Source organism: Aeromicrobium sp. CFBP 8757, assembly GCF_014841755.1.
GTDB lineage: Bacteria > Actinomycetota > Actinomycetes > Propionibacteriales > Nocardioidaceae > Aeromicrobium.
Genome location: NZ_JACYUM010000001.1, coordinates 37971 through 61678, shown reverse-complemented (window position 1 = coordinate 61678; position 23708 = coordinate 37971). Strand labels below are relative to the sequence as shown.

The 23708-nt window shown below is 73.4% G+C and carries 23 protein-coding genes; 10 read left to right on the top strand and 13 right to left on the bottom strand.

The features are described from left to right. Positions 1 to 17: 17 nt before the first annotated feature. Genes IFT73_RS00260 through IFT73_RS00250 form a run of 3 tightly spaced genes read left to right on the top strand, consistent with a single transcriptional unit; the run spans position 18 to position 1588 of the window. Positions 18 to 716 (top strand): hypothetical protein, encoded by a 699-nt coding sequence (locus IFT73_RS00260; protein WP_192165630.1) that lies wholly within the window; start codon positions 18 to 20, stop codon positions 714 to 716. After that, a complete protein-coding gene (locus tag IFT73_RS00255) occupies positions 716 to 1318 on the top strand; it encodes a nucleoside triphosphate pyrophosphatase (RefSeq protein WP_192165627.1) in 603 nt (200 codons plus the stop codon). The genes IFT73_RS00260 and IFT73_RS00255 overlap by 1 nt, the downstream gene beginning before the upstream one ends. A gap of 48 nt (positions 1319 to 1366) precedes the next feature. Next, a complete protein-coding gene (locus tag IFT73_RS00250; protein WP_082556074.1) occupies positions 1367 to 1588 on the top strand; it encodes a hypothetical protein in 222 nt (73 codons plus the stop codon). Positions 1589 to 1604: 16 nt separating this feature from the next. Here IFT73_RS00250 and IFT73_RS00245 read toward each other — a convergent pair whose 3' ends face one another. Genes IFT73_RS00245 through IFT73_RS00235 form a run of 3 tightly spaced genes read right to left on the bottom strand, consistent with a single transcriptional unit; the run spans position 1605 to position 5086 of the window. Beyond that, entirely contained in the window at positions 1605 to 2933 is a 1329-nt protein-coding gene (locus IFT73_RS00245) for a glutamate-1-semialdehyde 2,1-aminomutase (RefSeq protein ID WP_192165625.1), read from the bottom strand. Beyond that, entirely contained in the window at positions 2926 to 4263 is a 1338-nt protein-coding gene (locus IFT73_RS00240) for an O-antigen ligase (protein ID WP_192165623.1), read from the bottom strand. Before IFT73_RS00240 ends, IFT73_RS00245 begins: the two co-directional genes overlap by 8 nt. Next, positions 4256 to 5086 carry a hypothetical protein gene (locus tag IFT73_RS00235; RefSeq protein WP_192165621.1) on the bottom strand — a complete coding sequence of 277 codons (831 nt, stop codon included), beginning with the start codon at positions 5084 to 5086 and terminating at the stop codon, positions 4256 to 4258. The genes IFT73_RS00240 and IFT73_RS00235 overlap by 8 nt, the downstream gene beginning before the upstream one ends. A gap of 71 nt (positions 5087 to 5157) precedes the next feature. Between IFT73_RS00235 and IFT73_RS00230 the strand changes: the two genes are divergently transcribed. Next, a complete protein-coding gene (locus tag IFT73_RS00230; RefSeq protein WP_192165619.1) occupies positions 5158 to 5814 on the top strand; it encodes a GNAT family N-acetyltransferase in 657 nt (218 codons plus the stop codon). 19 nt (positions 5815 to 5833) lie between these two features. On the opposite strand, the gene IFT73_RS18735 is transcribed toward IFT73_RS00230, so the two are convergent. After that, positions 5834 to 6568, bottom strand: coding sequence for a glycosyltransferase family 4 protein (locus IFT73_RS18735; RefSeq protein ID WP_371811114.1), 735 nt, complete (start codon positions 6566 to 6568; stop codon positions 5834 to 5836). Between the two features lie 404 nt (positions 6569 to 6972). On the opposite strand from IFT73_RS18735, the gene IFT73_RS00220 reads away from it, so the two are divergent. From IFT73_RS00220 to IFT73_RS00210, 3 genes are read left to right on the top strand one after another with little or no spacing between them, the layout of a single operon-like run. After that, complete coding sequence (locus IFT73_RS00220) at positions 6973 to 8403, top strand: oligosaccharide flippase family protein (RefSeq protein ID WP_192166911.1); 1431 nt, start codon at positions 6973 to 6975, stop codon at positions 8401 to 8403. Next, the gene (locus IFT73_RS00215) at positions 8400 to 10319 is read left to right on the top strand and encodes a glycosyltransferase (RefSeq protein WP_192165615.1); all 1920 of its coding nucleotides are present in this window, start codon (positions 8400 to 8402) and stop codon (positions 10317 to 10319) included. Before IFT73_RS00220 ends, IFT73_RS00215 begins: the two co-directional genes overlap by 4 nt. Further along, entirely contained in the window at positions 10316 to 11353 is a 1038-nt protein-coding gene (locus tag IFT73_RS00210) for a glycosyltransferase family 4 protein (RefSeq protein WP_197983447.1), read from the top strand. The genes IFT73_RS00215 and IFT73_RS00210 overlap by 4 nt, the downstream gene beginning before the upstream one ends. Here IFT73_RS00210 and IFT73_RS00205 read toward each other — a convergent pair. Then, the gene (locus tag IFT73_RS00205; protein ID WP_192165613.1) at positions 11316 to 12428 is read right to left on the bottom strand and encodes a glycosyltransferase family 4 protein; all 1113 of its coding nucleotides are present in this window, start codon (positions 12426 to 12428) and stop codon (positions 11316 to 11318) included. The genes IFT73_RS00210 and IFT73_RS00205 overlap by 38 nt on opposite strands. 41 nt (positions 12429 to 12469) lie before the next feature. Here IFT73_RS00205 and IFT73_RS00200 point away from each other — a divergent pair, with 41 nt between their 5' ends. Then, entirely contained in the window at positions 12470 to 12928 is a 459-nt protein-coding gene (locus IFT73_RS00200; RefSeq protein ID WP_192165611.1) for a hypothetical protein, read from the top strand. Here the strand turns inward: IFT73_RS00200 and IFT73_RS00195 are convergent, their stop codons facing one another. Continuing rightward, positions 12929 to 14023, bottom strand: a complete 1095-nt coding sequence (locus IFT73_RS00195) for a methyltransferase domain-containing protein (protein ID WP_192165609.1) — start codon at positions 14021 to 14023, stop codon at positions 12929 to 12931. Between the two features lie 14 nt (positions 14024 to 14037). Between IFT73_RS00195 and IFT73_RS00190 the strand changes: the two genes are divergently transcribed. Beyond that, positions 14038 to 14601 carry a dTDP-4-dehydrorhamnose 3,5-epimerase family protein gene (locus IFT73_RS00190; protein ID WP_192165607.1) on the top strand — a complete coding sequence of 188 codons (564 nt, stop codon included), beginning with the start codon at positions 14038 to 14040 and terminating at the stop codon, positions 14599 to 14601. Positions 14602 to 14618: 17 nt separating this feature from the next. On the opposite strand, the gene IFT73_RS00185 is transcribed toward IFT73_RS00190, so the two are convergent. The 5 genes from IFT73_RS00185 to IFT73_RS00165 all read right to left on the bottom strand — a co-directional run bounded on the left by IFT73_RS00185 (position 14619) and on the right by IFT73_RS00165 (position 19671). After that, on the bottom strand, positions 14619 to 15644 hold the full coding sequence (locus tag IFT73_RS00185) for an NAD(P)-dependent oxidoreductase (protein ID WP_192165605.1): 1026 nt from the start codon (positions 15642 to 15644) through the stop codon (positions 14619 to 14621). After that, positions 15641 to 16321: a PIG-L deacetylase family protein gene (locus tag IFT73_RS00180; protein WP_192165603.1), complete on the bottom strand. Its 681-nt coding sequence runs from the start codon at positions 16319 to 16321 to the stop codon at positions 15641 to 15643. The genes IFT73_RS00185 and IFT73_RS00180 overlap by 4 nt, the downstream gene beginning before the upstream one ends. Next, complete coding sequence (locus IFT73_RS00175) at positions 16318 to 17106, bottom strand: glucose-1-phosphate cytidylyltransferase (protein ID WP_192165601.1); 789 nt, start codon at positions 17104 to 17106, stop codon at positions 16318 to 16320. The genes IFT73_RS00180 and IFT73_RS00175 overlap by 4 nt, the downstream gene beginning before the upstream one ends. After that, positions 17103 to 18362, bottom strand: coding sequence for a methyltransferase domain-containing protein (locus IFT73_RS00170; RefSeq protein WP_192165599.1), 1260 nt, complete (start codon positions 18360 to 18362; stop codon positions 17103 to 17105). Before IFT73_RS00170 ends, IFT73_RS00175 begins: the two co-directional genes overlap by 4 nt. Positions 18363 to 18504: 142 nt before the next feature. After that, on the bottom strand, positions 18505 to 19671 hold the full coding sequence (locus tag IFT73_RS00165) for an acyl-CoA dehydrogenase family protein (RefSeq protein ID WP_192165597.1): 1167 nt from the start codon (positions 19669 to 19671) through the stop codon (positions 18505 to 18507). Positions 19672 to 19792: 121 nt separating this feature from the next. On the opposite strand from IFT73_RS00165, the gene IFT73_RS00160 reads away from it, so the two are divergent. After that, the gene (locus IFT73_RS00160; RefSeq protein WP_250184034.1) at positions 19793 to 21568 is read left to right on the top strand and encodes a biotin carboxylase N-terminal domain-containing protein; all 1776 of its coding nucleotides are present in this window, start codon (positions 19793 to 19795) and stop codon (positions 21566 to 21568) included. Between the two features lie 82 nt (positions 21569 to 21650). On the opposite strand, the gene IFT73_RS00155 is transcribed toward IFT73_RS00160, so the two are convergent. After that, positions 21651 to 22028 carry a phage holin family protein gene (locus tag IFT73_RS00155; protein ID WP_056606684.1) on the bottom strand — a complete coding sequence of 126 codons (378 nt, stop codon included), beginning with the start codon at positions 22026 to 22028 and terminating at the stop codon, positions 21651 to 21653. Next, positions 22025 to 23701: an N-acetylmuramoyl-L-alanine amidase gene (locus IFT73_RS00150; protein WP_192165594.1), complete on the bottom strand. Its 1677-nt coding sequence runs from the start codon at positions 23699 to 23701 to the stop codon at positions 22025 to 22027. The genes IFT73_RS00155 and IFT73_RS00150 overlap by 4 nt, the downstream gene beginning before the upstream one ends. Positions 23702 to 23708 lie beyond the last annotated feature (7 nt).

Sequence of the window (23708 nt, the reverse complement as noted above, 5' to 3'; positions counted from 1 at the left end):
GCACGTGCCCACATCTCGTGCATCTCGTACATCTCGCGGGTCGGGGCGCGATGACGCTGCGGCCGCTCGCGGACGTGTCGGTGGCAGACTGGTTCCGGGGCGATCCGGCACCTCGTCGGCTGCGGACCACGGTCGGCCCGTCGGGGTTCGAGGCGTACGTCCGCGTGCTGCACTCCGTGGGGGGTGACGGCGAGCGGTTCGAGGGTCACCTCGACGCAGCGCTGCTGACCGCCCTCGTGGACGTGCTCGGGGCGCACACCGCGACCCCCGACGACTGCTTCTTCGCGTTGTGGGAGGGCTACGGCGACATCCACGGCGGCGAGGCGGCCGGCTTCCTCACGGCGTTCTCGGGCCCCCCGAAGTGGCCCGGCCGCATCTTCACCAAGGAGAAGCCCGTCGCACCCCCGCCGCCGGCCTTCCCGCCGCACGTCATGGACGGCCCGCTGCTGAGCGCGAACGACGAGACGTACTTCCTGTTCGGCGGTCCCCTCGCCGACGCCGGACGATGGGGGGCGAAGGGCTACGGCAACGGCGCGCCCCGCGACATCAACAGCCCGAACCTGATGTGGCCCGCCGACCACGCCTGGTTCGTGACGACGGGCATCGAGGGCACGTGGACGGGTGTCGGCGGCAGCGAGTCGCTGATCGCGGCGCTGCTGCGGGACGACCGGCTCGAGACCGTCCGCCAGCGCTACGACGACGGGACCCTGCGCTGATGGCCGCCCCGGTCAGGGTCGTGCTGGCCTCCCAGTCACCGGCGCGCCTCGCGACGCTGCGGTCGGCCGGCATCGAGCCCGAGGTCGTCGTCTCGGGCGTCGACGAGGACCTCGTCACCTCGACCGACGCCGGCAACCTCGCCGCGGCCCTCGCCCAGCTCAAGTGCCGCGCCGTCGCCGAGCGGGTCGGTGCCGACGCCCTCGTCATCGGCTGCGACTCCGTGCTGGCGTTCGAGGGCGAGATCCTCGGCAAGCCCGACGGGCCGGACGACGCGACGGCCCGCTGGCGGCGCATGCGCGGGCGCAGCGGGGTGCTGCACACGGGACACTGCGTGCGGCGCGGCGACGACGAGTTCCTCGAGACGGCCTCGACGGTCGTGCACTTCGCCGACGTCACCGACGCCGAGATCGCGGCGTACGTCGCGACCGGCGAGCCCCTCCACGTGGCCGGGGCCTTCACGATCGACGGCCTGGGCGGCGCCTTCGTCCGGGGCATCGAGGGCGACCACCACAACGTCGTCGGGCTGTCGCTGCCCCTGCTGCGACTGCTCGTCGGCGAGCTCGGCGTCGCCTGGACCGATCTGTGGGAGCGGACGAACTAGGGCGAATGTTTGGTCTGGGGCTCCCGGAGGTGCAAGGATGGACGAACGATGGCAACCACACCCCGCAAGCGCCGCTACCACGCATCCAGTCCCTTCCAGGCCGGACCGGAGGTGGTGCACGAGGTCTACGAGGTCGGTGCACGCGTCTCGCACGACACCTACGGCATGGGCCGCATCGTCAGCCTCCAGGGCACGACGTCGGCGCAGGTCGACTTCGGCGACGGCGCCAAGCACATCCCGCTGCCCTGCGCGAAGATGAGCGCGCTCTAGCCGCCGCCTCCCCCGGCTACAACCGGCGCGGAGCCGCCGTCCGCCGGACGGCCGGCGCAACGGGCCGACCGACCAGGAAGCCCTCGACCGATCCCGTGTCGAGCGCCCGACGGTAGACTTGGCAGGCCTGCGCGACGGCGTCGACGGTCAGGGCGACGTCGGCGTCGGTGTGCGCCGCCGACGTGACGAACGACTGCCCCAGCACGCCACGACGCAGCAGCTCCTGCAGGAACAGCGTGCGCCACGCCTGGCTGGGCCGGCCCTCGGGATCGCGCGTGCCGAACACGAGGCACGACGGACGTCCCGACACCGTGACGTGCTCGCCGACCCCCGCCGCGTCCGCGGCCGCGCGGACGCCGTCGGCGAGGTCGCGCCCCGCCCGCTCCATCAGCCCGACGGGGTCGCCGGACGTGTAGGCGTCCGCGACGGCCAGGAACGCCGCGAGCCCCGACGTCTCGGGACCGTGGGTCGTCGACAGCAGGAACACCCGGTCGGCGTCGGTGTTGAGCCCGCCGAGCTCCATGACGTCACGGCGTCCGGCCAGCGCCGACACCGCGAAGCCGTTGCCCATCGCCTTGCCCCAGCACGACAGGTCGGGCGTCACGCCGTACACGTGCTGCGCCCCGTGCGCCGACCAGCGGAAGCCCGTGATCATCTCGTCGAGCACCATCAGCGTGCCGTGGCGGTCGCACGCCGCCCGCACGCCCTCGAGGAAGCCGGGATCGGGCTCGGCCGATCCGGTCGCGGCCTCGAGGAACACGCACGCCACGTCGTCGCCGGCCAGTGCCTGCTCGAGCGAGTCGAGGTCGTTGTACGCGAAGCGGACGGTCAGGGGCCGCGCGAGCTCGTCGGTGCCGGCCGCCATCGCGGTCGTGCCGATGAACCAGTCGTCGACCGAGAAGAAGGGCTGGTCGCTGATGGCGATCTTGTGGCGACCCGTCGCCGCCCGGGCCAGCCGCACCGCCGCGGTGGTCGTGTCGGAGCCGTTCTTGGCGAACTTGACCATGTCGGCCGTGGGCACGAGCTCGAGGAAGCGCTCGGCGGCGGTCAGCTCGATCTCGGAGGGCCGGCTGAAGCTGTTGCCGCGGGCCAGCGCCGCGGTGACGGCGTCGACGACCGGCGCGTAGGCGTGCCCGAGCGTGACCGACCGCAGCCCCATGCCGTACTCGACGTACTCGCGTCCGTCGACGTCCCAGACGCGCGCCCCTGCGCCGTGCGTGAGCACGGGCGCCATGCCGTCGGGGTACTGGTCGGAGCCGCGCGCGTAGGTGTGGGCGCCACCCGGCACGAGCTCGTGCAGGCGCGCCTGACGGGCCGTCGAGACGGGCAGGAACGGCTCAGCCATGGTGGGTGCTCCCGGTGGTGAGGGCTGCCGAGCCGGCCAGCGCGACGAGGACGTACAGCAGGGTCGAGATCTGCGCGAAGCCGCCGATGTCGAGGATCAGGGCCACGACCGCGGCGGCCGTGACGGCGCCGAGGATGCCGTTGACGAGCTCGAAGTCGCCGGCGCCCGGCGACGTGACGCCGCGGCGCGACGCCCGGAACGCGATGAGCCAGGCCCCGCCGACCAGCATCAGGAGCGCCGCGAGCCCGACGACCCCCGACTCGACGAGACGCGTCAGGTAGAAGTTGTCGAGCACGGGCTGCTGCGCGACGTCGTACGTGCCCGCGCCCTGGCCGAGCAGCCAGTGGCTCGGCAGCCGCTCGAGCGCGTACGACAGGCCGGACGTGCGGGAGCCGACCGAGTTGTCGGACGTCCCCCCGACCAGCACGTCGGCCAGGCGCGACACGAGCGGAACCCCCGCCACGACGGCGCCCACCACCACGAGGACGACGGCCGACCCGCCCGTCACGACCCGCCGCACGGGCCAGCGCCACGCCATGACGACGAGGGCCGCCGCGATGCCCACGAACGCCGAGCGCGAGATCGTCGACACCGCTCCGAGCGCGATGACCGCCGACGCCACGGCCCACGGCCATGCCGTGCCGCCGCGCGCGCGGCGCGAGAGCGTCAGGCCCAGCGCGAGCGGGAAGACCACGGTCAGGACGGCGGCCAGCTCGAGCGGGTGCCCCGCGCTGCCCGCGGGGCGGACCGCGCCGGCGCGCAGCAGCTCGCCGGCCATCGCGCCGCTGCCCTGGTCGGTCAGCCCGGGCAGGACCAGCGCCCCGGCCAGCTCGACGCCCGTCGCCACCTGCAGCAGGGCCAGCACGGCGCTGACCGCCGCACCGACGACGACGCCCTGGACGACGCGCACGAGATCGGCGGCGCTGCCGATGACGACCATGACCAGCAGGACCGCGGCGAGCATCCCGACCTCGCGGGTCACGAGCTGCAGCGACTGCGAGGCCTGGTCGCCGACCGGGCCGCGCACCATCAGGCCGGCGCACGAGACCAGGGTCGCCGCGAGCATGCCCATCGCGAGCAGCGCGGACGGGCGGTGCGGCGGCCGGACGTGCTGGCGTCCGAGCCAGCACAGCAGCAGGAGCAGACCCCCGACGTACCAGGCGATCGAGACGGGCGTCAGGCCCAGCGTGAACGGGACGACGACCGACTGGCGCGTCGCGAGGAGCCAGCCGCAGACCACCGCGACGACCGTCGCGCCGACGCCGACGCGGTCGTCGACCACGACGCGGGGGCCGCGCACGCCGGTCGGGCCGGCGGCTGCGTCAGCCACGACCCGGGCGGATTGGGCGCGAGCGCTCGACCTGCCGTGTGCCGGACCGCTGCTGGGCCTCGAGCCGGGCCTCGGCGTTGCGCCACGCCTGCCGCGCCTCGGCGCGGGTCAGCGGCACGTTGCGCCCGCTGCGCTGCCACTCGTCCTGCAGCAGCTCGCGGACCGCCGATCGGGGGACGCCGCTGCGACCGGGGCCGTCGCCGCGCCCACCCTTCAGCAGGGGGGTCAGCGCCACGAGGGCCACGAGCGCGACGAACCCGGCCGCCAGGCCCGTCACGCCGGCCGCCCGCAGCTGGGCGTTGCCGACCGCGACACCCGTCGTGGGTGCGGCGGACGTGACGGTCGTGGCCTGCGAGGCCGGTGCGACGCTCGCCGACGTCTGGATCGCGGTGAGCTGCGTCGAGACCTGCTCGACGAGGGCGGCGGCGGCCCCCTGCGCACCGTCGGCGCTGTCGCCCGACGCGGTCAGCGAGATCAGCGGCGTCAGCTGGGCCACCGCGGCGTTGTCGCTGCTGAGCGTGTCGGCCGAGTAGACGCCGTCGCCTCCGGCGGCGACGACCGCGTCGCGGACGTCGTCGCCCTCGAGCTGCGTGCTGACGGTCAGCGCCAGCTGGCTGATGTTGTAGTCGAGGTTGACCAGCGGGTTGGCAGCGGCGCCCCCGTCGGCGGCCGGCGGCGGGATGACCAGCACGACGGCACGGCTCTCGTACGTCGTCGACGCGGACGTCCACCCGTAGGCGGCGCCCAGCACCCCGACGACCGCGACCAGGAGCAGCGCGACGGGCCGCCTCGTGAGCGACCGCACCAGCTCGTCAACCCGCACAGCTCGTCCTCCACGTCTCGGCTCGTCGTCTCGTCCGGCGGCTTCTCCACCGGTGGATAGTCTCGTGGTGCATGAGTATCGGGAGCGGCAACCATGACGGACGAATCGTCCGCGTTCGCGCGAACCGGCGTGTGGCCCCGGCCACGGCCGGTCCGCGACGCGTCGACGGCCTCGACGTGCTCCTGCGCGCCCCGCGCCTGACCGACGGGCCGTCGTGGCGACGGGCGCGGCTGCTCGACGAGGCGCGGCTGCGGCCGTCCCTGTCACGTGGCCTCGACACCTGGGACCGCGAGAGCTCGCTGACCGCCTGGGTCGAGCGCGTCCACGACCTCCGCGCCGGCGCCCGCGACGGCACCGTCGTGCCGCACGTGCTGGCGCAGGCCTCCGGCGACGTCCTCGGCGAGATCACGTTCGCGATCGACGCCCGCTCGGGTCTGGCCGAGCTGTCGCTGTGGACGGCGCGCAGCGTGCCGCACGCGGTGACGACGTGGTCGACGGCGACGGCGGTGCTGGGGGTCCTCGAGCGCCCGCACGTCGTGCCGTGGGTCGTGGCCCCCGTGGCGGTGGGCAACCCCGGGCCGTCCGGGCTGCTCGCACGGGCCGGCTTCGAGCCGAGCGGCACGGCGCGGCTGCTGCGACCGTACGGCGGGGTGCCGGCCGATCACGTCGTCTGGCGGCTCGAGAACACCGCCGCGACCCGCGACCACCTGCACGCCCAGATCGCCTGAGGCACCCCCGTGGGCGGGTTCAGGCGGAGGCGCGCAGGATGCCCGCCAGGACGGCGCTCATGCCCGCGGACGTCATCGCGGTGCGGGCGTGCTCGGCCGCGGCGCGGCCCATCGCCCGGGCGCGGTCGGGGTCGGCGAGCAGCTCGCGCAGCGCGGACGCGAAGGCGTCGACGTCGTCGGGCGGCACCAGCAGCCCGGTGACCCCGTGCTCGACGTACTCGGAGATGCCGGGGTTGTCGGTCACGACGATCGGTCGTCCGCTCGCCATGGCCTCGAGCACGACCGTCAGCCCCGAGCCCGTGCGCGTCGGGCGCAGCGCGATCGCGACGGCCGTCGACCGTCCGTACAGGTCGCGCATGCGCCCACCCATGCGACCCGTGTAGAGCGTGCCGAGGTCGTCCGGCAGGTCGACCGGCAGGCCCGTCGCGAGCTCGAGCCGGGCCTCCGGCACGGTGTCGCGGGTGCGGCGGACCGCCTCGACCAGCAGGGCGTGGTCGCGGAAGCGGTCCTCCCCCGCGCTCGCGACGGTCGGCGTCGCGAGCGCCCACGGCTGCTCGGGGTAGAAGTCGGTGTCGATGCCCAGCGGCACGTAGTGCACCCGGTGCCCCGGGACGCCCCACTCGCGCGACAGCACCGGCACCATCGCGCTGCACTGCGTCCACACGGCAGCGGCCCGGGGCAGGGCGACGGACGCGAGGCGGCGCTGCACCGGATGGGCCTCCTCGCGGGTCGTCAGCCACCCGATGCCGGTCACGACGGGCGCGAACCGCGAGTGTGGCGCACACAACGCCGCAGGAACCCCGGTTCGCTCGTCATAGGCCAGCACGACGTCACTCTCACCTCGTGACATCCGGCGCAGGTCCAGCAACGCCTCGACCGGTTCGAGCCCCGACGTCCGATAGCGCAACGACCGCGCGACCCGGGCCCAGGGGCCCGTCAGCTCGCGATCACCGAAGGTGACGTCGAAACCGTGATCCCGGAGGTGGTGGAGCCCGTATGGCGACGAGTCGGGGACCTCACCACGCGCCGAGCGGCGAGCCCAGTCGGCCGCGGCCGTCCCGTCGGGAAGAGGCACGAACACCCGCATCAGCAGAGCTCCCCTCGTCGCCGTCGGAGACCGACCCTACCGTCTCGGTGCCGCTGCCGACGGCGAAGCGCATGGCCGCCGCCTTCGGATACCAGCTGGTGTTCCGGGTGCTCGGCATGGTCGCGTCGATCGTCACGGTCGCGCTGACCGTGCGCCACCTGGGTGGCGACGACTACGGCCACCTCACCACCGCGATCGTGTTCGTCAGCCTCTGGACGAGCTTCACCGAGCTCGGCATCGGTGCGGTCGTCGTGCGCCGCGTGACGTCGGGGCACGGCGACCTCGAGCGGCTCGTGCGCATCAACACCGGCCTGTCGCTGGTGTACGGCGTGCCCCTCGCGCTCGTCGCGACGGTCACCGGCCTGCTGGTCTACTCCGGCGAGCGCGAGGTCATGACGGTGCTGCCGATCGTCGCGATCGGCCTGGCCCTGACGACGGTCGGCTCGTGCGTGCAGCCGGTGTTCCTCGCGACCGTCCGGTTCAAGGCCGTCGCGTGGTCGGACGTCGTGAGCCGTGTGCTGTCGCTCGGCGTGACGCTCGTGCTGCTGCAGACCGGTGCGGGGCTCGTGTGGTTCGCGATCGTCCAGGTCGTCCCGCCCCTGGTCGTCCTCGTGGTGCAGGGCGTCGCGGCGTCGCGCATCGTCAGCTGGCGGCCCGTCTTCGCGCTGCGCGAGAGCTGGGACCTGCTGCGCGAGAGCCTGCCCCAGACCGCGGTGCTCGTGATCGGCGTCCTGTACTGGCGCATCGACGGCGTGATGCTGAGCCTGCTCGACACCCCGCTGCAGGTCGGCACGTACTACCTCGCCTCGACGCTCGCGTTCACGCTGTCGGTCATCCCGACCTTCTTCGCGTCGTCGACGCTGTCGATGATGACGGGCCTGTGGGGCAGCGACCGCGAGCGGTTCGCGACGTTCACGGCCCGCAGCGTCGAGACCATGATGTTCGTCGGCGCGCCGATCGCGGTCGTGGGGCTCGTGCTGGCGGGGCCCGTCGTCCACCTGATCGGCTCGGCCGAGTTCGTCGACGACGGCACGCCGACGCTCGCCCTGCTGTTCGTCGCCGTCGGCGTGACGTTCCTGAACGGCACCGTCAGCCAGGCGCTGTTCGCGGCCCACCAGCAGGTCTTCCTGGTGCGGCTCAACGTCGTCAACCTGATCGTCAACATCGTCCTGAACCTGCTGCTGATCCCGGTCTGGGGCGCGGTGGGTGCCGCCGCGGCCCTGCTCGTGACCGAGCTCAGCGGCCAGGTCGTCGCGTCGTGGAAGCTCTCGCGGCACAGCAGCTACCGGACGCCGTGGCGGTTCGCGATCCGGCTCCTCGCCTCGCTCGTCGTCGCCGCGGGCGTCGCCGAGCTGCTGCGCCCCGCGCCGGTGCTGCTGGCCGTCGCTGCGGCGGGGGTCGCGTACCTCGCGGTCAACGTCGTGATCGGCCCCGTGCACCTGCGCACGGTCCGCGACATGCTCCGCGCCGGCCAGGAGACCGCGGAGGTGACGTCGCCATGAGCCGCCCCCTCGCGATCTGCTGCGTCGCCTACCGCACCCCCGACCTGCTGCGCTCGTGCCTCGCGACGCTCGCGGCGCACCTGCCGGATGTGCCGGTGCACGTGCACGACAACTCCGCCGAGCACGCCACCGAGCTCGACGACGTCGTCCGCGACCACCCCGACGTCACGTGGCACCGCGGCGGGCGCAACATCGGCTTCGCGGCGGCGGTCAACGCCCTCGCGGCGTCCGTGCCCGGCCACGACCTGCTGCTGGTCAACCCGGACGCCCTGCTGCAGGGACCGCTGACCGCGACGCTCGCCGCGATCCGCGGTCCGGGCGTCGCCGCGGCCGCGCCCCTGACGCCCCCGTCCAGCGGGGCCGGACGTCCGTGGGACGTCGCGCACCGCCCGCGCGGCGTCGTGCGCGCCCTGGTGTCGGCGGCGGGCTACGCCGAGCAGCTGCGGCGCACCCCCCTCTCGGAGCTGTACGCCGAGCGGCCCGGCGACGTCGACGGCTACCTGACCGGTGCGTGCCTGGCCATCAGCCGCGAGGCGTGGGACGCGATCGGCGCGTTCGACGAGGAGTACTTCCTCTACGGCGAGGAGTCGCAGTGGCAGCAGCGGGCGCGGGCGGCGGGCTGGCGTCTCGTGCTGGCCGACGAGCCGGGCGTGCTGCACGAGTCGGCCGGCACCGTGGCGTCCGACCCCGCGGCGTCGACCCGATCGGGCGACCTGCTGCGCACCAACATCGCCCTGCAGATCGACCAGTCCGGCGGCACCGGCTCGCGGCGCGGCGACCTGTACCTCGCCGGCACCTCGGTGCTCGACCGGGTGCAGCGCTCGAAGCGCCGCACCCGGGCGCGGCGTGGCGCGACCGACCGTCCGTCGGTCGTCCTGACGATCAATCGGCTCGTGTACGGCGGTGCCGAGCGTCACCACGTCGTCCTCGCCACCGAGCTCGCGCGGCGCGGCCACGACGTCACGATCGTCGCCCTGCAGCGCTTCGGACCCCTGGTCGCCGAGGTGCCCCACTCCGTCCGCGTCGTCCGGCAGCCGTGGTGGGCACCGGCGACCGACCTGCCGCCGGGCCCGTCGGTCGTCGTCACGGGCGACACCAACACCGAGACGGGCTTCGGCACGCTGTGGCGCGCGCGCCCCGGCGCCGACGACCGTCGCTGGCTCGTCGGCGCCCACGTGCCGCCCGACCCGGACGGACCGACGTACTCGGCGGGGCTGGCGCGCGCGATGCGGCGCGCCGACGGCTTCGTCGCGCTGTCGCCACGCCACCGCGAGCAGGTCGAGGCCCACCACGACCTCGCCCGGCGCCGGTTCGTCGCCCCGAACGGGGTCGCGCACGCCGCCGGGCTGGCCGACGTCCCGCCGCGACCGGAGCGCTCCCCCGGCGCCCCGCTGCGGCTCGTCATGATGTCGAGGATCGTCGAGCTCAAGAACCCCCACCTGCTGGTCGAGGCCCTCGACGGGCTGCGCGACCGGGCGTGGACGCTCGACGTCTTCGGCGACGGTCCCGACCGCGAGCGCCTCGAGGCGCTGACCCCCGCCGACCTGCGCGACCGCGTGCGCTGGCGGGGCTGGTCGCCCGGCCCCGACCACGCCTTCGCCGACGCCGACGTCGTGTGCCTGCCGAGCCGGTCCGAGGCGTTCCCGCTCACGATCCTCGAGGCGATGGCCCGCCGCCTGCCCGTCGTGGCCTCGGCGACGTGCGCCGTTCCCGACATGCTCGACCACGGCCGCGCGGGCGTCGTCGTCGACGACGTCACGGTGCAGGGGTGGCGCACGGCGCTGGCCGCGGTGCTGGACGACCCGACGGGCCTGCCCGCCCTCGCCGACCGCGGCCTCGCGCGCATGCGCGACCGCTACACGATCGAGGCCATGGCCGACGCCTACGAGAACGCGATCACGGAGGTCCTGTCGTGAAGATCCTGTGGATGTCCCCCTGGATGCGCCCCCTGGCCCGCGTCCACGCCGACGCGCTGCGCTCGGTCGGCCACGACGTGCGGCTCCTGACGTCCGACCAGCACCCCGAGTCGGGGCCCGCGCGCCACGACGAGTGGGTGCTCGACCCGCGGCCCAAGCAGGCGTCGACGTACCGGCCGTTCCTGCGGGTGCGCCGCGAGGTGCGCGACTTCGCCCCCGACGTCGTCGTCTCCGAGCTCGTCCGCGACCCCCGCTGGATCTCGCTGGCCGGTGCCGCGCCGCGCATCGACGTCGTCCACGACGACCGGCCGCACGACGCCGGCGAGGAGCGCCCGCGGTGGGAGCGGGCGGTCTTCGACCGGTGGCGGGCCCGATCCGACCTGACGGTGTTCTTCAGCGAGTACGTCGCCGAGCAGGCCGGCCGGGGCGACCGCACCGTCGTCCCGCTCAGCAGCGACGTCGCCGACTCAGCCGTGCCGCCGTTCGTCGAGGCCCACGGGCGCCGCGACTTCGTGCTGAGCGGCCGCCTCAACGCCTACAAGAACATCCCCGTCGCGCTCGAGGCCTGGGCGATGCACCGCGACGGACCGCACCACCGCGGCGACGAGCTCGTCCTGATCGGCGACGGCGACCTCGCGGGCGACCTGCCGGCCGGCGTCCGCTGGCAGCGCGGACCGTTCCGCTACGCCGACGAGCTCGGCACCCTCGCCCGCGCGAAGGGCTCGCTGGTGCACTACCGCCGGGCGACGCAGAGCGGCGTCCAGGTGCTCGCGATGCAGCTCGGCGTCATGCCGCTGGTGTCGCCGGAGGGCGCCCTGCCCGAGCTGCAGCCGCCCGGCGGGCCCGTCGTCGACGTCGACGACGCCCGCGGCCTGGCCGATGCGCTCGACGTGCTCGCCGACCCGGCCGAGGCCGAGCGTCAGGGCCGGGTCGCGCGCGACACCTACACGCAGCGGCACGGACGCCCGCACGTCGCGGCGGCCCTCGGCGAGGCGATCAGCCGCGTGACCGCCGCGCGGCGCGATCGAGGCTGATCCACAGCTCGGTCAGGTCGTCGTACCAGTGGTCGACGTCGAAGTGCTCGGCGCGCGACCGGGCGGCGGCCGCGACCCGCTGCCGCAGGGCCGGGTCGTCGACGAGACGGCGCAGGGCCACGGCCAGCGCGTCGACGTCGCCCGGCTCGACCAGCAGGCCCTCGACGCCGTCGCCGACGACGTTCGGGATCCCGCCGACGGGGCTGACGATCGGCGCGAGACCCTGGGCCATCGCCTCGAGCATCGCCATCGGCAGGCCCTCCTCGTAGCTCGGCAGCAGGAAGACGTCCGACCGGCGCACGAGGTCGTCGCGCTCGGCGGGACCCTGCCAGCCGCGCACCTCGACGACGTCCGACACCCCGGCCCGCGCGACGACCGCGCGCACCTCGTCGACCTCGCCGTCGCCGGCCAGCACGACGCCCAACCGCCCCCGGACGTCGGACGGCAGCTGCGCCACGGCCGCGACGACGTCGTAGCTGCCCTTGCGGTGACCGAGACGCCCGAGCGAGACGGCTCGGACGACGTCGTGGGCGCCGGGCACGGCGTGCCTCGCGGCGGGCCGGGGCAGCACGACGGGGTTGTGCAGCACCCGGATGCGCTCCTCGTCCATGTGCAGGCGCCGGCCGAACTCGGTGACGTGGTGCGTCGCCAGCACGAGCCAGACGTCGGCCGCCACGCCCCGCCGCACCAGCGCCCGGCCCCACGCCGGCAGGCGGTCGAACCAGCCCGCGAAGTCGTAGCTGTGCTCGTGCACGACGGTCGCCGTGCCGCGCAGCCGGGCCGCCGCGAGCGGCAACGACTTGCGGGCGACGCTGCCGCCGTGAGCCAAGTGCACGTGCAGCACGTCGACGCGGCCCGCCAGGATCAGCGCGGACGCGACGAGCATGCCGCGCAGGCCCAGCAGCGTCCGGCGCACGAGCCCGTGGTCGGCGTACGTCGGGACGACGCGGATCGTGACCCGCGGATCGGGGTGGGCCTGCATCAGCGTCAGGACCGTGGCCATGCCGCCGCGGCTGTCGGCCGACAGCGGCGCGGGCCCGATCGTCAGCACCCTCACGGGGCGCGGCTCACCCATCGGCCCGGCCCCTCGTGGGAGGTCGGCCTACCATGGACGACATGCCGCAGCCGCTCGTCCGACGCGTGGCCCACGGGGTCGAGATGCTGCCGGCGACGGCCCGCATCGCGGTGCGGCGGGCGCGCCGACGACGACGTCCCGACCGCGACGCGACCGCGACCTGGACGTCCACCGGACGGCGCGGCACCGTCGAGGTGACACCGCCGCGATCGGCCGTGCTGGTCGACGGCGTGGCCGTCGGACGGCTCACGTGCCGCGTCGACGCCGGCACCTCGACCGCCGAGTGCTCGTCGCAGGTGCCCGACGAGATGACGTCGGACGTCGTCGACCTCGTCGTCGCGGGCGTGCGGGCGGGCGTGCGCCGGGTGGCGTGGTTCGTGCCGGTCGACGACACCGCGCTCGAGGCGACGCTGGCCACCTCCGGATTCGTCTGCGAGGGCTGGGCGGCGCCGCCGATCGGCGACGGGCGGGAGCACCGGCAGTGGGCGCTGCTCACCTGATCACGACGGCTCACGGTCACCCCTGACGACCCATCGCCCCGCGAGTGCGGGGTACGAGGCCTCGAGCTCGGGCAGCAGGTCGGGCAGCGTCAGCAGCACCAGGTCGGGCGAGGACGCCACGAGGTCGTCGGGCGAGACGATCGGGACGTCGGTGCCCGGCATGCGCCGCCCCTGCTTGCCGGGCGACGCGTCGGCGACCGCCCCGAGCAGCGAGGCGTCGACGCCGGCCAGCCCGAGCTGGGCGACCGCCACGGACGCGGCGCCGTAGCCCAGCACGCGCCGACCCTCGGCCGATCGCGCCTCGAGCCAGCTGCGGAGCCCCGCGACGTCACGGTCGACCGTGGCCTGCAGGCGGCCGACGACCGCGGCATCGGTGACGCCGAGGGCGTCCTCGTCGGCCAGCATCGCGTCGACGCCGGCGTCGGGCCCGTGCTCGCCGTGCCGTGCCGCGGCCAGCACCGTCCCGCCGTAGAGGTCGAACGACTCGACCCCGACGAGCGACATGCCGACGTCGGCGAGCAGGCGGCGCAGCGCCGTCAGCGAGTAGTACGCGGCGTGGCCATGCCGCAGCGACGCCCACTGGGAGTGGCGCACGATCGCCGCCAGCGAGTGGAACTGGACCAGCAGGACGCCGTCGGCGTCGGTCGCCGCGGCGCGCGCACGCCACGCCGTGCGCTGGTCGGGCTCGTGCATCACGCCGAAGCTGTCGAGCACGACCGACGCGCGACCGGACGTCTCGACGTGACCGCGCGCAGTCATGAGCGGCACCCAGGTGCCCCCGTGCGGGCTGGGGAACTCGCGCACCGTCCGGCCCGGCAGCCAGCCGCGGTCGGCGGCGACCGCCACGGCGCGGCCCGCCTGCTCGACCAGCGCGCGCGGCTCGACGCCGAGGGGCTGCTCCGGCTCGGTGTCGTCGTGGACGATCTGCGCCAGCCCGCACGTGCGGCACAGCGCCATCGCGAGGGGGTGCCGCGGATCGGCCGCCGGGTCGCTCGTGACGGGCGGGAACGTGTCGGCGACCGGGACGCTGCCGAGGTCGAGCACGACCTCGGTGGCGTCGGACCCGCAGGCGCAGCACGTGGGGGGCGTCGTCATGGCAGCATGACCCCATGCGCGTCGACGGCACGTCCCTGCACGAGGTCCTGCTGATGGTCCCGGAGGAGTTCGGCGACGACCGCGGCTGGTTCGCCCGCACGTTCGACACCGCGATCTTCGACCGTGCCGCCGCCGAGGCCGGCATCGCCGTGCGCTCGGCCGACTTCACCCAGGACTCGCAGTCGAGGTCGCGACGAGGCGTCGTCCGCGGCCTGCACGGTCGCGGGGGTCGCGGCGAGGCCAAGCTCGTGCGGTGCGCGCACGGCTCGGTCGTCGACGTGCTGGTCGACGTCCGGCCGGACTCCCCGACCTTCGGCCAGCAGGCGATGTTTGAGCTCGACGACGAACGCCACGCGCACCTCTACGTCCCGCCCGGCTTCCTGCACGGGTTCCAGGTGACGAGCGAGTCGGCCGACGTCTGCTATCGCATCGACCGCCCGCACGAGCCCGGCGAGGACATCGGCGTCGCGTACGACGACCCCGACCTCGCGATCGCGTGGCCCGATCCCGTGACGATCGTGTCGGATCGCGACCGGTCGGCCGGCTCGTGGGCGAGCCTCCGGTCGTCGCTGATCTGATCTCGTGGCACCGGCCCTCATCGGATCAGCGGCCTCATGCTCTCGTCGAGGCTGCCCTCGGCCTGCCGCCGCTTCAGCACCGCGAGCCGGGTGAAGCGCTGCTCGAACGACTCCTGCGTCAGCCCGTGGCGCGTGTAGTGGTCGAACAGCTCGGCGGCACCGTCGGCGATCGACCACGTCGCGTCGTAGCCGGGCAGGACCTGGCGGATCAGCGAGAAGTCGACGCGGTACGACCGGGGGTCGGCGCCCGTCTCGCCCGTGATCGACAGCCGTGAGCCCGGGACGGTGTCGGCGACGGCCTGCGCGATCTCGGCGACCGTGACGTTGTTCGCCTCGGTGCCGACGTTGAACGCGCGGTCGTGGATCGCGTCGGCGGGCGCCTCGAGCGTGCGGACGAACGCCGTCGCGATGTCGCGCGCGTGCACCAGCGGGCGCCACGGGGTGCCGTCCGACAGCACCTTGACCTCGCCGGTCAGGACGGCGTGCCCCACGAGGTTGTTGAGCACGATGTCGGCGCGCAGGCGCGGCGAGAACCCGAAGGCCGTCGCGTTGCGCAGGTACGACGGGCTGAACGAGTCGTCGGCCAGCTCGCTGACGTCGGCCTCGACCCGCACCTTGCTCTCGGCGTAGGGCGTTAGGGGGTTGAGGGGCGCGTCCTCGGTCACGAGGCCGTCGCCCGCCGAGCCGTACACCGAGCACGTCGAGGCGTACAGGAAGCGCGAGACGCCGGCCTCCTTGGCCGCCCGCGCCAGGCGCACCGACGCGGCGTGGTTGATGTCGTACGTGATCTGGGGCGCCAGGGCGCCGAGGGGGTCGTTCGAGAGCGCCGCGAGGTGGATGACGGCGTCGAAGCCCTCGAGGTGCTCCGGCGTGACGTCGCGCAGGTCGACCGCGAGCGTGTCGGGGTCGACCGGCGCGGGGCCGATGACGCAGTCGGCGAACAGGCCCGTGTCGAGGCCCGTGACGTCGTGACCGGACTCGGCCAGCATCGGCGCCATGACGGTGCCGAGGTAGCCCTGGTGGCCGGTGAGGAGGACCTTCATGCGTGTTCAGCTCCTGGAAGAGGGCGGGAGGAGGGAGGGGGTGCGAGGGACAGGACGGCCTTCTCGACGACGAAGGCCTCGGCGTGCTCGTGGTGGCACTGCACGCCGCGCAGGCGCATGAGGGCCGCGAACGCCGACTCGTCGTACCAGTCCTTCGACTGCTGCGAGGGGTACGACGACATCAGGACGCGCAGCTTCTGGGCCGCGACGTCGGGCTCGAGCGGGTGCATCAGGACGGGTTGCGGGGTGTCGGTCTCCCACTTGAGGATCTCGTAGCCCAGCACGAGGTGGTCGCGGAACTCGGTCGGCGCGAGCTCGGCGACGAGCCGGTGGTCCTGGTGCGCGTCGCGCCGGTGCGGGGCGAAGACCAGGTCGGCGTCGCCGCCGCGGGCGAACTCGCCCATCGCGTCCTTGATGCGGTCCCAGTGGGCGGGGGCGCGACCGTCGGGAACGTCGAGGATCGTCAGGTCGACGTCGCCGGCCAGGGCCGCGAGGGCCGCCCGCTCCTCGCTCTCGCGGGGGGTGCCGGCGCCGCCGAGCACGAGCGCCCGCACCCGGACGTCGGGGTGCGTCCGCTTGAGCGTCAGCAGCGTGCCCCCCATGCCGATCGCGAGGTCGTCGCAGTGCGCCGCCAGGAGGGCGACCTCGCGGACGTCGTCGAGGCCGAGCCGGATCATGCGGTCACACCGCGGTCCTCCCAGACGGCCCACGGACGGCTGCCGTCGGAGTAGGCGGCGTCGAGCTCGGCCCGCTCCTTGAACGTGTCGGCGGGCTTCCAGAAGCCGTCGTAGCGGTAGCCGTAGAGCCTGCCCTGCGCCGCGAGCGCCGTGCACGCGTCCGCCACGAGGTCGCCGTTCTCGGGCAGGTGGTCGAAGACCTCCTGCGACAGCACGAAGTAGCCGCCGTTCTCGCCCAGCGGCAGGTCGCTCACGGGCGAGATGCCCGTGACGCCACCGCCGTCGGCGACGTCGACGATGTGGAACGACGACTGCGGCGGCACGACGATCATCGACGCTGCGGCGCCGAAGTCGTGGAACTCCTTGATCATGGCGTCGAGCGGGGCGTCGCACAGCACGTCGGCGTAGTTGGCCAGGAAGAACTCGTCGCCCTCCAGGTGGGGGCGCACCCGGCGCAGACGCTCGCCGATCGGCGTCTCGAGCCCCGTGTCGACGAAGGTGATCGACCAGTCGCTGATGTCGGTCGACAGCAGCTCGACCTTGCCGTCGCGCAGCACGAAGTCGTTCGACTCGGTCTCGGAGTACGACGTGAAGAACTCCTTGATCTGCTTCGCGCCGTAGCCGAGGCACAGCACGAACTCGGTGTGGCCGAAGTGCGCGTAGTACCGCATGACGTGCCAGATCAGGGGGCGCGGGCCGACCATCTGGAGGGGCTTGGGGATGACGTCGGCGTCGCCGTTGCGCATGCGCATGCCGTAGCCACCGCAGAAGAGCACGACCTTCATGACAGGACCTCCGTGGGAGTGGCGGCCGCGGGGGCCGGGACGGTGTGGACGTGCGGCAGGGGCACGACGATCTCGCCGCCCCAGTCGCGGACGTACAACAGCTGGGCGGCGATCTCGGTCTCGAGGTTCCACGGCAGCACCAGGACGACGTCGGGCCGGTCGTCGGCGATGCGCTCGGGCGCGTGGATCGGGACGCGTGTCCCGGGGGTGAACCGGCCGTGCTTGTAGGGGTTGCGGTCGACGGTGTACTCGAGCAGGTCGGGGCGGATGCCGCAGTAGTTGAGCAGCGTGTTGCCCTTGCCCGGCGCGCCGTAGCCGACGACCCGGCGGCCGGCTGCCTTGGCGTCGAGCAGGAAGCGCAGCAGCTCCTGGCGCACCCGCTGCGAGCGGGGCTCGAGGTCGAGGTAGCCCTCGACGGCGTGCAGGCCGGCCGCCGCCTCCTCGGCGAGAGCGTCGGCGACGGCGAGGCTCGGCTCGCCCGCGGCCTCGGCGGGCCGGGCCCACACGCGGATCGAGCCGCCGTGCGTACCGATCAGGTCGACGTCGACGACCGTCAGGCCCGCGGTGGCGAGGGCCCGGCTGATCGACAGGACCGTGTAGTACTGGAAGTGCTCGTGGTAGACCGTGTCGAACTGGCCCAGCGCGACGAGGTTGAGGGCGTGGTGCACCTCGATGCTGACCCAGCCGTCGTCGGCCGTCAGCGTCCGCAGGGCCCGGCTGAAGCCCAGCAGGTCGGGGACGTGGGCGTAGACGTTGTTGGCCACGACGAGCGACGCCGGGCCCCGCTCGGCGACGACGTCGTCCGCGACCTGCTCGTCGAGGAAGGTCGTGAGCGTCGGGACCCCGCGCTCGCGGGCCGCCTCGCCGACGTTGACCGACGGCTCGATCCCGAGGCACGGGATGCCGGCCGCGACGACGTGCTGCAGCAGGTAGCCGTCGTTGCTCGCGACCTCGATCACCGAGCTGTCGGACGTCAGGCCCAGGCGCTCGACCGCGCCGTCGACGAAGGCCCGTGCGTGCTCGACCCACGAGTCGGAGAACGAGGAGTAGTACGCGTAGTCGACGAACGTCTCCTCGGGCAGGATCAGCGCCGGGATCTGCAGCAGCAGGCAGTCCTCGCACAGCCGCAGGTGCAGCGGATAGGTCGGCTCGGGCAGGTCGAGGCCCTCGGCGGTCAGGAACAGCTCGCACGGCGGGGTGGCCCCGAGATCGAGGACGCTCCTCAGACGCGCGGACCCGCACAGACGACACGACACAGGAGACTCCGACCACTCGACGGCGAGCGGTCCGTGCCGCTCACCTGACGAGAGGTGCCATGGCGTCGCCTATGACGGCGAGCCCCGGTGAACACCCGGTGTGACGTCGTCGACGGCTCGGGGCGGTCGCCGGCGCCTCGGCCTACTCGACCGGGAGGCCGAGACCGCGCGCGATCAGCATGCGCTGCACCTCGGACGTGCCCTCGCCGATCTCGAGGATCTTGGCGTCGCGGTAGAAGCGGGCCACGGGGTACTCCTCCATGAAGCCGTAGCCGCCGAACACCTGGGTCGCGATGCGGGTCGCGGTGACGGCCGACTCGGACGTGTAGAGCTTCGCGATCGAGGCGGCCTGCTTGAACTCCCGGGCCGACGCGCCGGCGTCCTTGAGCGCGGCGGCCTGGTACGTCAGCGCCCGGCCCGCGCGCACCATCGTGGCGATGTCGGCGATCTGGAACGCGACCCCCTGCTTGGCGCCGATCGGCTTGCCGAACGTCGTGCGCTCCCCCGCGTACTGGACGCACAGGTCGAGGCACGCCTGCAGGCAGCCGACCGCGAGGGCCGAGATCGCGACGCGTCCGTCGTCGAGCGTCGCGAGGAACTGCGCGTAGCCCCGGCCGCGCTCGCCGAGCAGGTGGTCGGCCGGCACCCGGGCGTCGCTGAACGACAGCGGGTGGGTGTCGGAGATGTGCCAGCCGAGCTTGTCGTAGGCGGCCTCGGCGACGAAGCCGGGCGTGCCCGACGGCAGCATGATCGCCGAGATCTCGGGAGTCCCGTTCTCGCGCGTGCCGGTGCGGGCCGTGACGGTCACGAGCGAGGTGATGTCGCTGCCGGAGTTGGTGATGAACTGCTTCGAGCCGTTGACGACCCACTCGTCGCCGTCGAGCACCGCCTTGGTCCTGGTCGCGGAGGCGTCGGAGCCGGCGCCCGGCTCGGTGAGGCCGAAGCCGGCCAGACGACGTCCGGCCACGAGGTCGGGCAGCCACGTCTGCTTCTGCTCGGCGGTGCCGTACTCGAGGATCGGCGTGATGCCCAGCCCGACCCCGGCCTGCAGCGTGATGCCGATCGACTGGTCGACGCGGCCGAGCTCCTCGATCGCGACGCACAGCGACGTGAAGTCACCCCCGGAGCCACCGAACTCCTCGGGCGCCGTCAGCCCGAACAGGCCGAGGTCGCCCATCGCCCGCACGACGTCGACCGGGAAGTGGTGGGCCTTGTCCCACGCCGCGACGTGCGGTGCGACCTCGCCCTCGGCGAACTCGCGGACGCTGCGGCGGAAGGTCTCGTGCTCGGGCGACAGGGCGAAGGACATGCCGCGATGTTAACAACCATTAACCAGACGCGACAAGCCGGACGTGGGCTACCTCATATGACGTCCTACTAATCGACGCCCTAGACTGCGGCAGGATTCCGTCGCACAAGGAGAAGACTCAGTGAGCAAGCCCCTGGCCAAGGTCCTGATCGCCAACCGCGGCGAGATCGCCGTCCGCGTCATCCGAGCCTGCAAGGACTCCGGCATCGGCAGCGTCGCGGTCTACGCCGAGCCCGATCGCGATGCCGTGTTCGTCCGCATCGCCGACGAGGCGTACTCCCTCGAGGGCTCGACGCCGGCCGAGTCGTACCTGTCGATCGAGAAGATCATCGACGTCGCGAAGCGCTCGGGCGCCGACAGCGTCCACCCCGGCTACGGCTTCCTGGCCGAGAACGCCGAGTTCGCCCAGGCCGTCATCGACGCCGGGCTGATCTGGATCGGCCCCCCGCCGCACGCCATCGAGGCCCTCGGCGACAAGGCCAAGGCCAAGCACATCGCGCAGAAGGCGAACGCCCCGCTCGCCCCGGGCACCAAGGACGCCGTCAAGGACGCCAGCGAGGTCACCGCCTTCGCCGAGGAGAACGGCCTGCCGGTCGCGATCAAGGCCGTGTTCGGCGGCGGCGGTCGCGGCCTGAAGGTCGCCCGCACGATGGAGGAGATCCCCGAGCTCTACGAGTCGGCCGTGCGCGAGGCCGTCAGCGCCTTCGGCCGCGGCGAGTGCCTCGTCGAGAAGTTCCTCGACAAGCCCCGCCACGTCGAGACCCAGTGCCTGGCCGACAGCCACGGCAACGTCGTGGTCGTCTCGACCCGCGACTGCTCGCTGCAGCGCCGCCACCAGAAGCTCGTCGAGGAGGCACCGGCGCCCTACCTGACCGACGACCAGATCGAGCGGCTCTACACGTCCTCCAAGGCGATCCTGAGCGAGGCCGGCTACGTCGGCGCCGGCACGTGCGAGTTCCTCGTCGCGGCCGACGGCACGATCAGCTTCCTCGAGGTCAACACCCGCCTGCAGGTCGAGCACTGCGTCTCCGAGGAGGTCACGGGCCTCGACCTGGTGCGCGAGATGTTCCGCATCGCGGCGGGCGAGGAGCTCGGCTACGGCGACCCCGAGATCCGCGGGCACTCGATGGAGTTCCGCATCAACGCCGAGGACGGGGGCCGCGGCTTCCTGCCCGCCCCCGGCACGCTGACCCGCTGGGCTCCCCCGTCGGGCCCCGGCGTCCGCCTCGACGGCGGCTACGAGGAGGGCGAGACGATCCCCGGCGCGTTCGACTCGCTGATCGCCAAGCTCATCATCACCGGCACGAGCCGCGAGCAGGTGCTGGCCCGCTCGCGTCGCGCGCTCGACGAGTTCGTCGTCGACGGCATGCCGACCGTCATCCCGTTCCACCGCTCGGTCGTCGACGACCCGGCGTTCACGGCCGAGGGCGGCTCGTTCGACGTCTACACGACGTGGATCGAGACCGACTACGACAACCAGCTCGAGCCGTACTCCGGCGCGTCCGCGGACGCCGACGAGCCCGCCGAGCGCGAGCGCGTCGTCGTCGAGGTCGGCGGCAAGCGCGTCGAGGTCGTCCTGCCCGGAGGCCTCGGAGCCTCGGCAGCACCCGCGGGCGCCAAGAAGGCCAAGCGCAAGGCCGGCAAGGCAGCCGGCGCCGCGGCGTCCGGCGACTCGCTGGTCGCCCCGATGCAGGGCACCGTCGTCAAGGTCACGGTCACCGAGGGTCAGGAGGTCGCCGCCGGCGACCAGATCATCGTCGTCGAGGCCATGAAGATGGAGCAGCCCATCAACGCCCACAAGGCCGGCGTCGTCACGGGCCTGAAGGTCGAGGTCGGCGGACCCATCGGCTCGGGCGAGGTCGTCGCCGACATCAAGGACGCCCCGGCCGCGGAGTAACCCAGCCCAGAAGTGCGGAGAACCGGACCGAATCCCGTCAGGGATGTGGTCCGGTTCTCCGCACTTCTGGGTCAGGGTGGGGTCAGTGCCGCCGGGGGGCGGGAGCCTGGTTGTCGACCTCGCCGAAGGCGACGCCCGCGGCCCACACGATCAGCGTCACGCCGATCCACGTGCCCCACCCCTCGATCTCGAACCCGTCGCTGGGGACGACCAGATCGACGATGGCCAGCACCAGCAGGGTCAGCACCAGCCCGCCCACGATCGTGTAGCCGCGGGCGAACCGGTTGACGGTGCCCACCACGACGCCGCGCAGCACGACCGTCAGCACCGTGAACAGCACGACCGCCGCCACGAACCAGCCGAAGCGGATGTCGAAGCGGTCGAATACCCAGGCCGCGAAGCCCAGGGACAGCGCATTGGCCGCCGCGGCGATCGCGGCGGTCCGGGCGACGGCGATCACTTCACGGACACCGTGACACGGCCGTTCGCCTCGAGGGTCAGCGTGCCCTGCGTGAAGTACGCGCGCTGCCGTCCGCCGGAGATCGCCCGCTGCGACTTCGTCGGGACGCCCAGCTTGCCGCTGGCCTCCTTCAGCGAGCGGTACTTGTTCTCGAGCCGGTCGTACAGCGCGAAGCCCGCGAGCGGCTTGTTCTTGCGCTTGACGCGGTAGATCGTGCCGTGGTGGAAGCGCTGCACCCGCACCTGGGAGCGCCGCGTCGTCGTGACGATCGTGGTCGGTGCACCCATGACGCCGGACTGCGCGCCCAGCGAGTTGTAGCGCGAGCGCACGACGTCACCCAGCGAGAACGTGCCGAAGCGCGTCGAGATGATGTCGATCTTGCGGTAACGGGCCTTGGTGCCGCCCGGGGCCGAGCCGAAGGGGTACTCGGCCTTCACGAGCGCGCCGGTCGCCTTGGGGCCGAGCTTGTCGGCGCGCTGCGAGATCGCGGTGTTGGACGCCGTCATCATCGACGCGACGCTCTGGCGCAGACCGCCGGACGCGCTGAGCCACGCGTACGCCGCGGCTCCGGGGCACTCCGTGCCGATGACGTCGCGGTGGCCCGCGATGCGGTTGAGCGTCTTGCCGCCCAGCGAGTACGTGCCGGTCGCCGGGACCCCCGCGGCGCTGAGGCGCCAGCTGATGAGCTTGGCCACGGCGTCCTTGGTGGCCTGCGTCGGGGCGCTGCTCGAGAACGTGCCCATCATCGAGACGCCCATCGTGTACGTGTTGACCGCGGCGTTGCCGGAGTGGGCGGCCCGCACGGCCTTGTCGACACCGCCGTTGCGGCCCTCGAAGATCTGGCCGTACTTGTCGACCAGGAAGTTGTAGCCGAGGTCGCACCACTTGCGCGACTTCATGTGGTACGCCTGCGTGGCCCGCACGATCGAGGCCGACTGGGCCGCGGTGTACGAGTTGGTGCCGGCGGTGTGGTGGACGACGGCGCCGCGGATGGCGCTGCTGACCGTCGGGCTGTCGCACTTGGTGTTGGGTGCGGCCCCCCACTGCGAGCGCAGGATGATCGCCGGACGCGACGTGGTCGCGGCCGTCGTGACGGATCCGGCGGCCGACGCGCGGTACACCGCGCGGCTGACGTCGGAGGTCGACGTCGAGGTGGATCCCGCGTCGATCGTGGCGACCTTGAGGCCCGCCGGGCGCTCGCCGGTGGGGCTCGTCACGCGCACCGAGACGCCGTCGGCCGATCCGACCCACAGCGGGTCGGTGCCGTCCTGGCCGCCCTCGGAGCCGTCGTCGGCGTCGACGTCGAGCGCCTCCCACTCGCCCCATGCGCCGTCCGTGCGGAGCTTGATCTCGACGACCAGGCCGGTGATGTCGAAGCCGCGGTCCCACGTCACGCCGACGAGCCCGAAGTCGTCGGTGCCGCGCGGCGGCAGCTCGGCGACGAGATCGGATCCGTCACCGCCCGCAGCCGCCGCGTTGGACCCGTCGGCCCCCTCGACGCCCTGCGCCGAGAGTGCCTGCGGTGCCGCCGGCACCGTCGTGCTCTCGACGTCGACGGCTGCGGCCGTCGACGTCGGCAGCGCGATGTCGTCGGCCTGGGCCGATCCTGCTGCGACGTACGTCATGGACGTGGCCAGCACGGCCCCGACGATCGCCCCCGAGATGAAACGCATGTGTGAA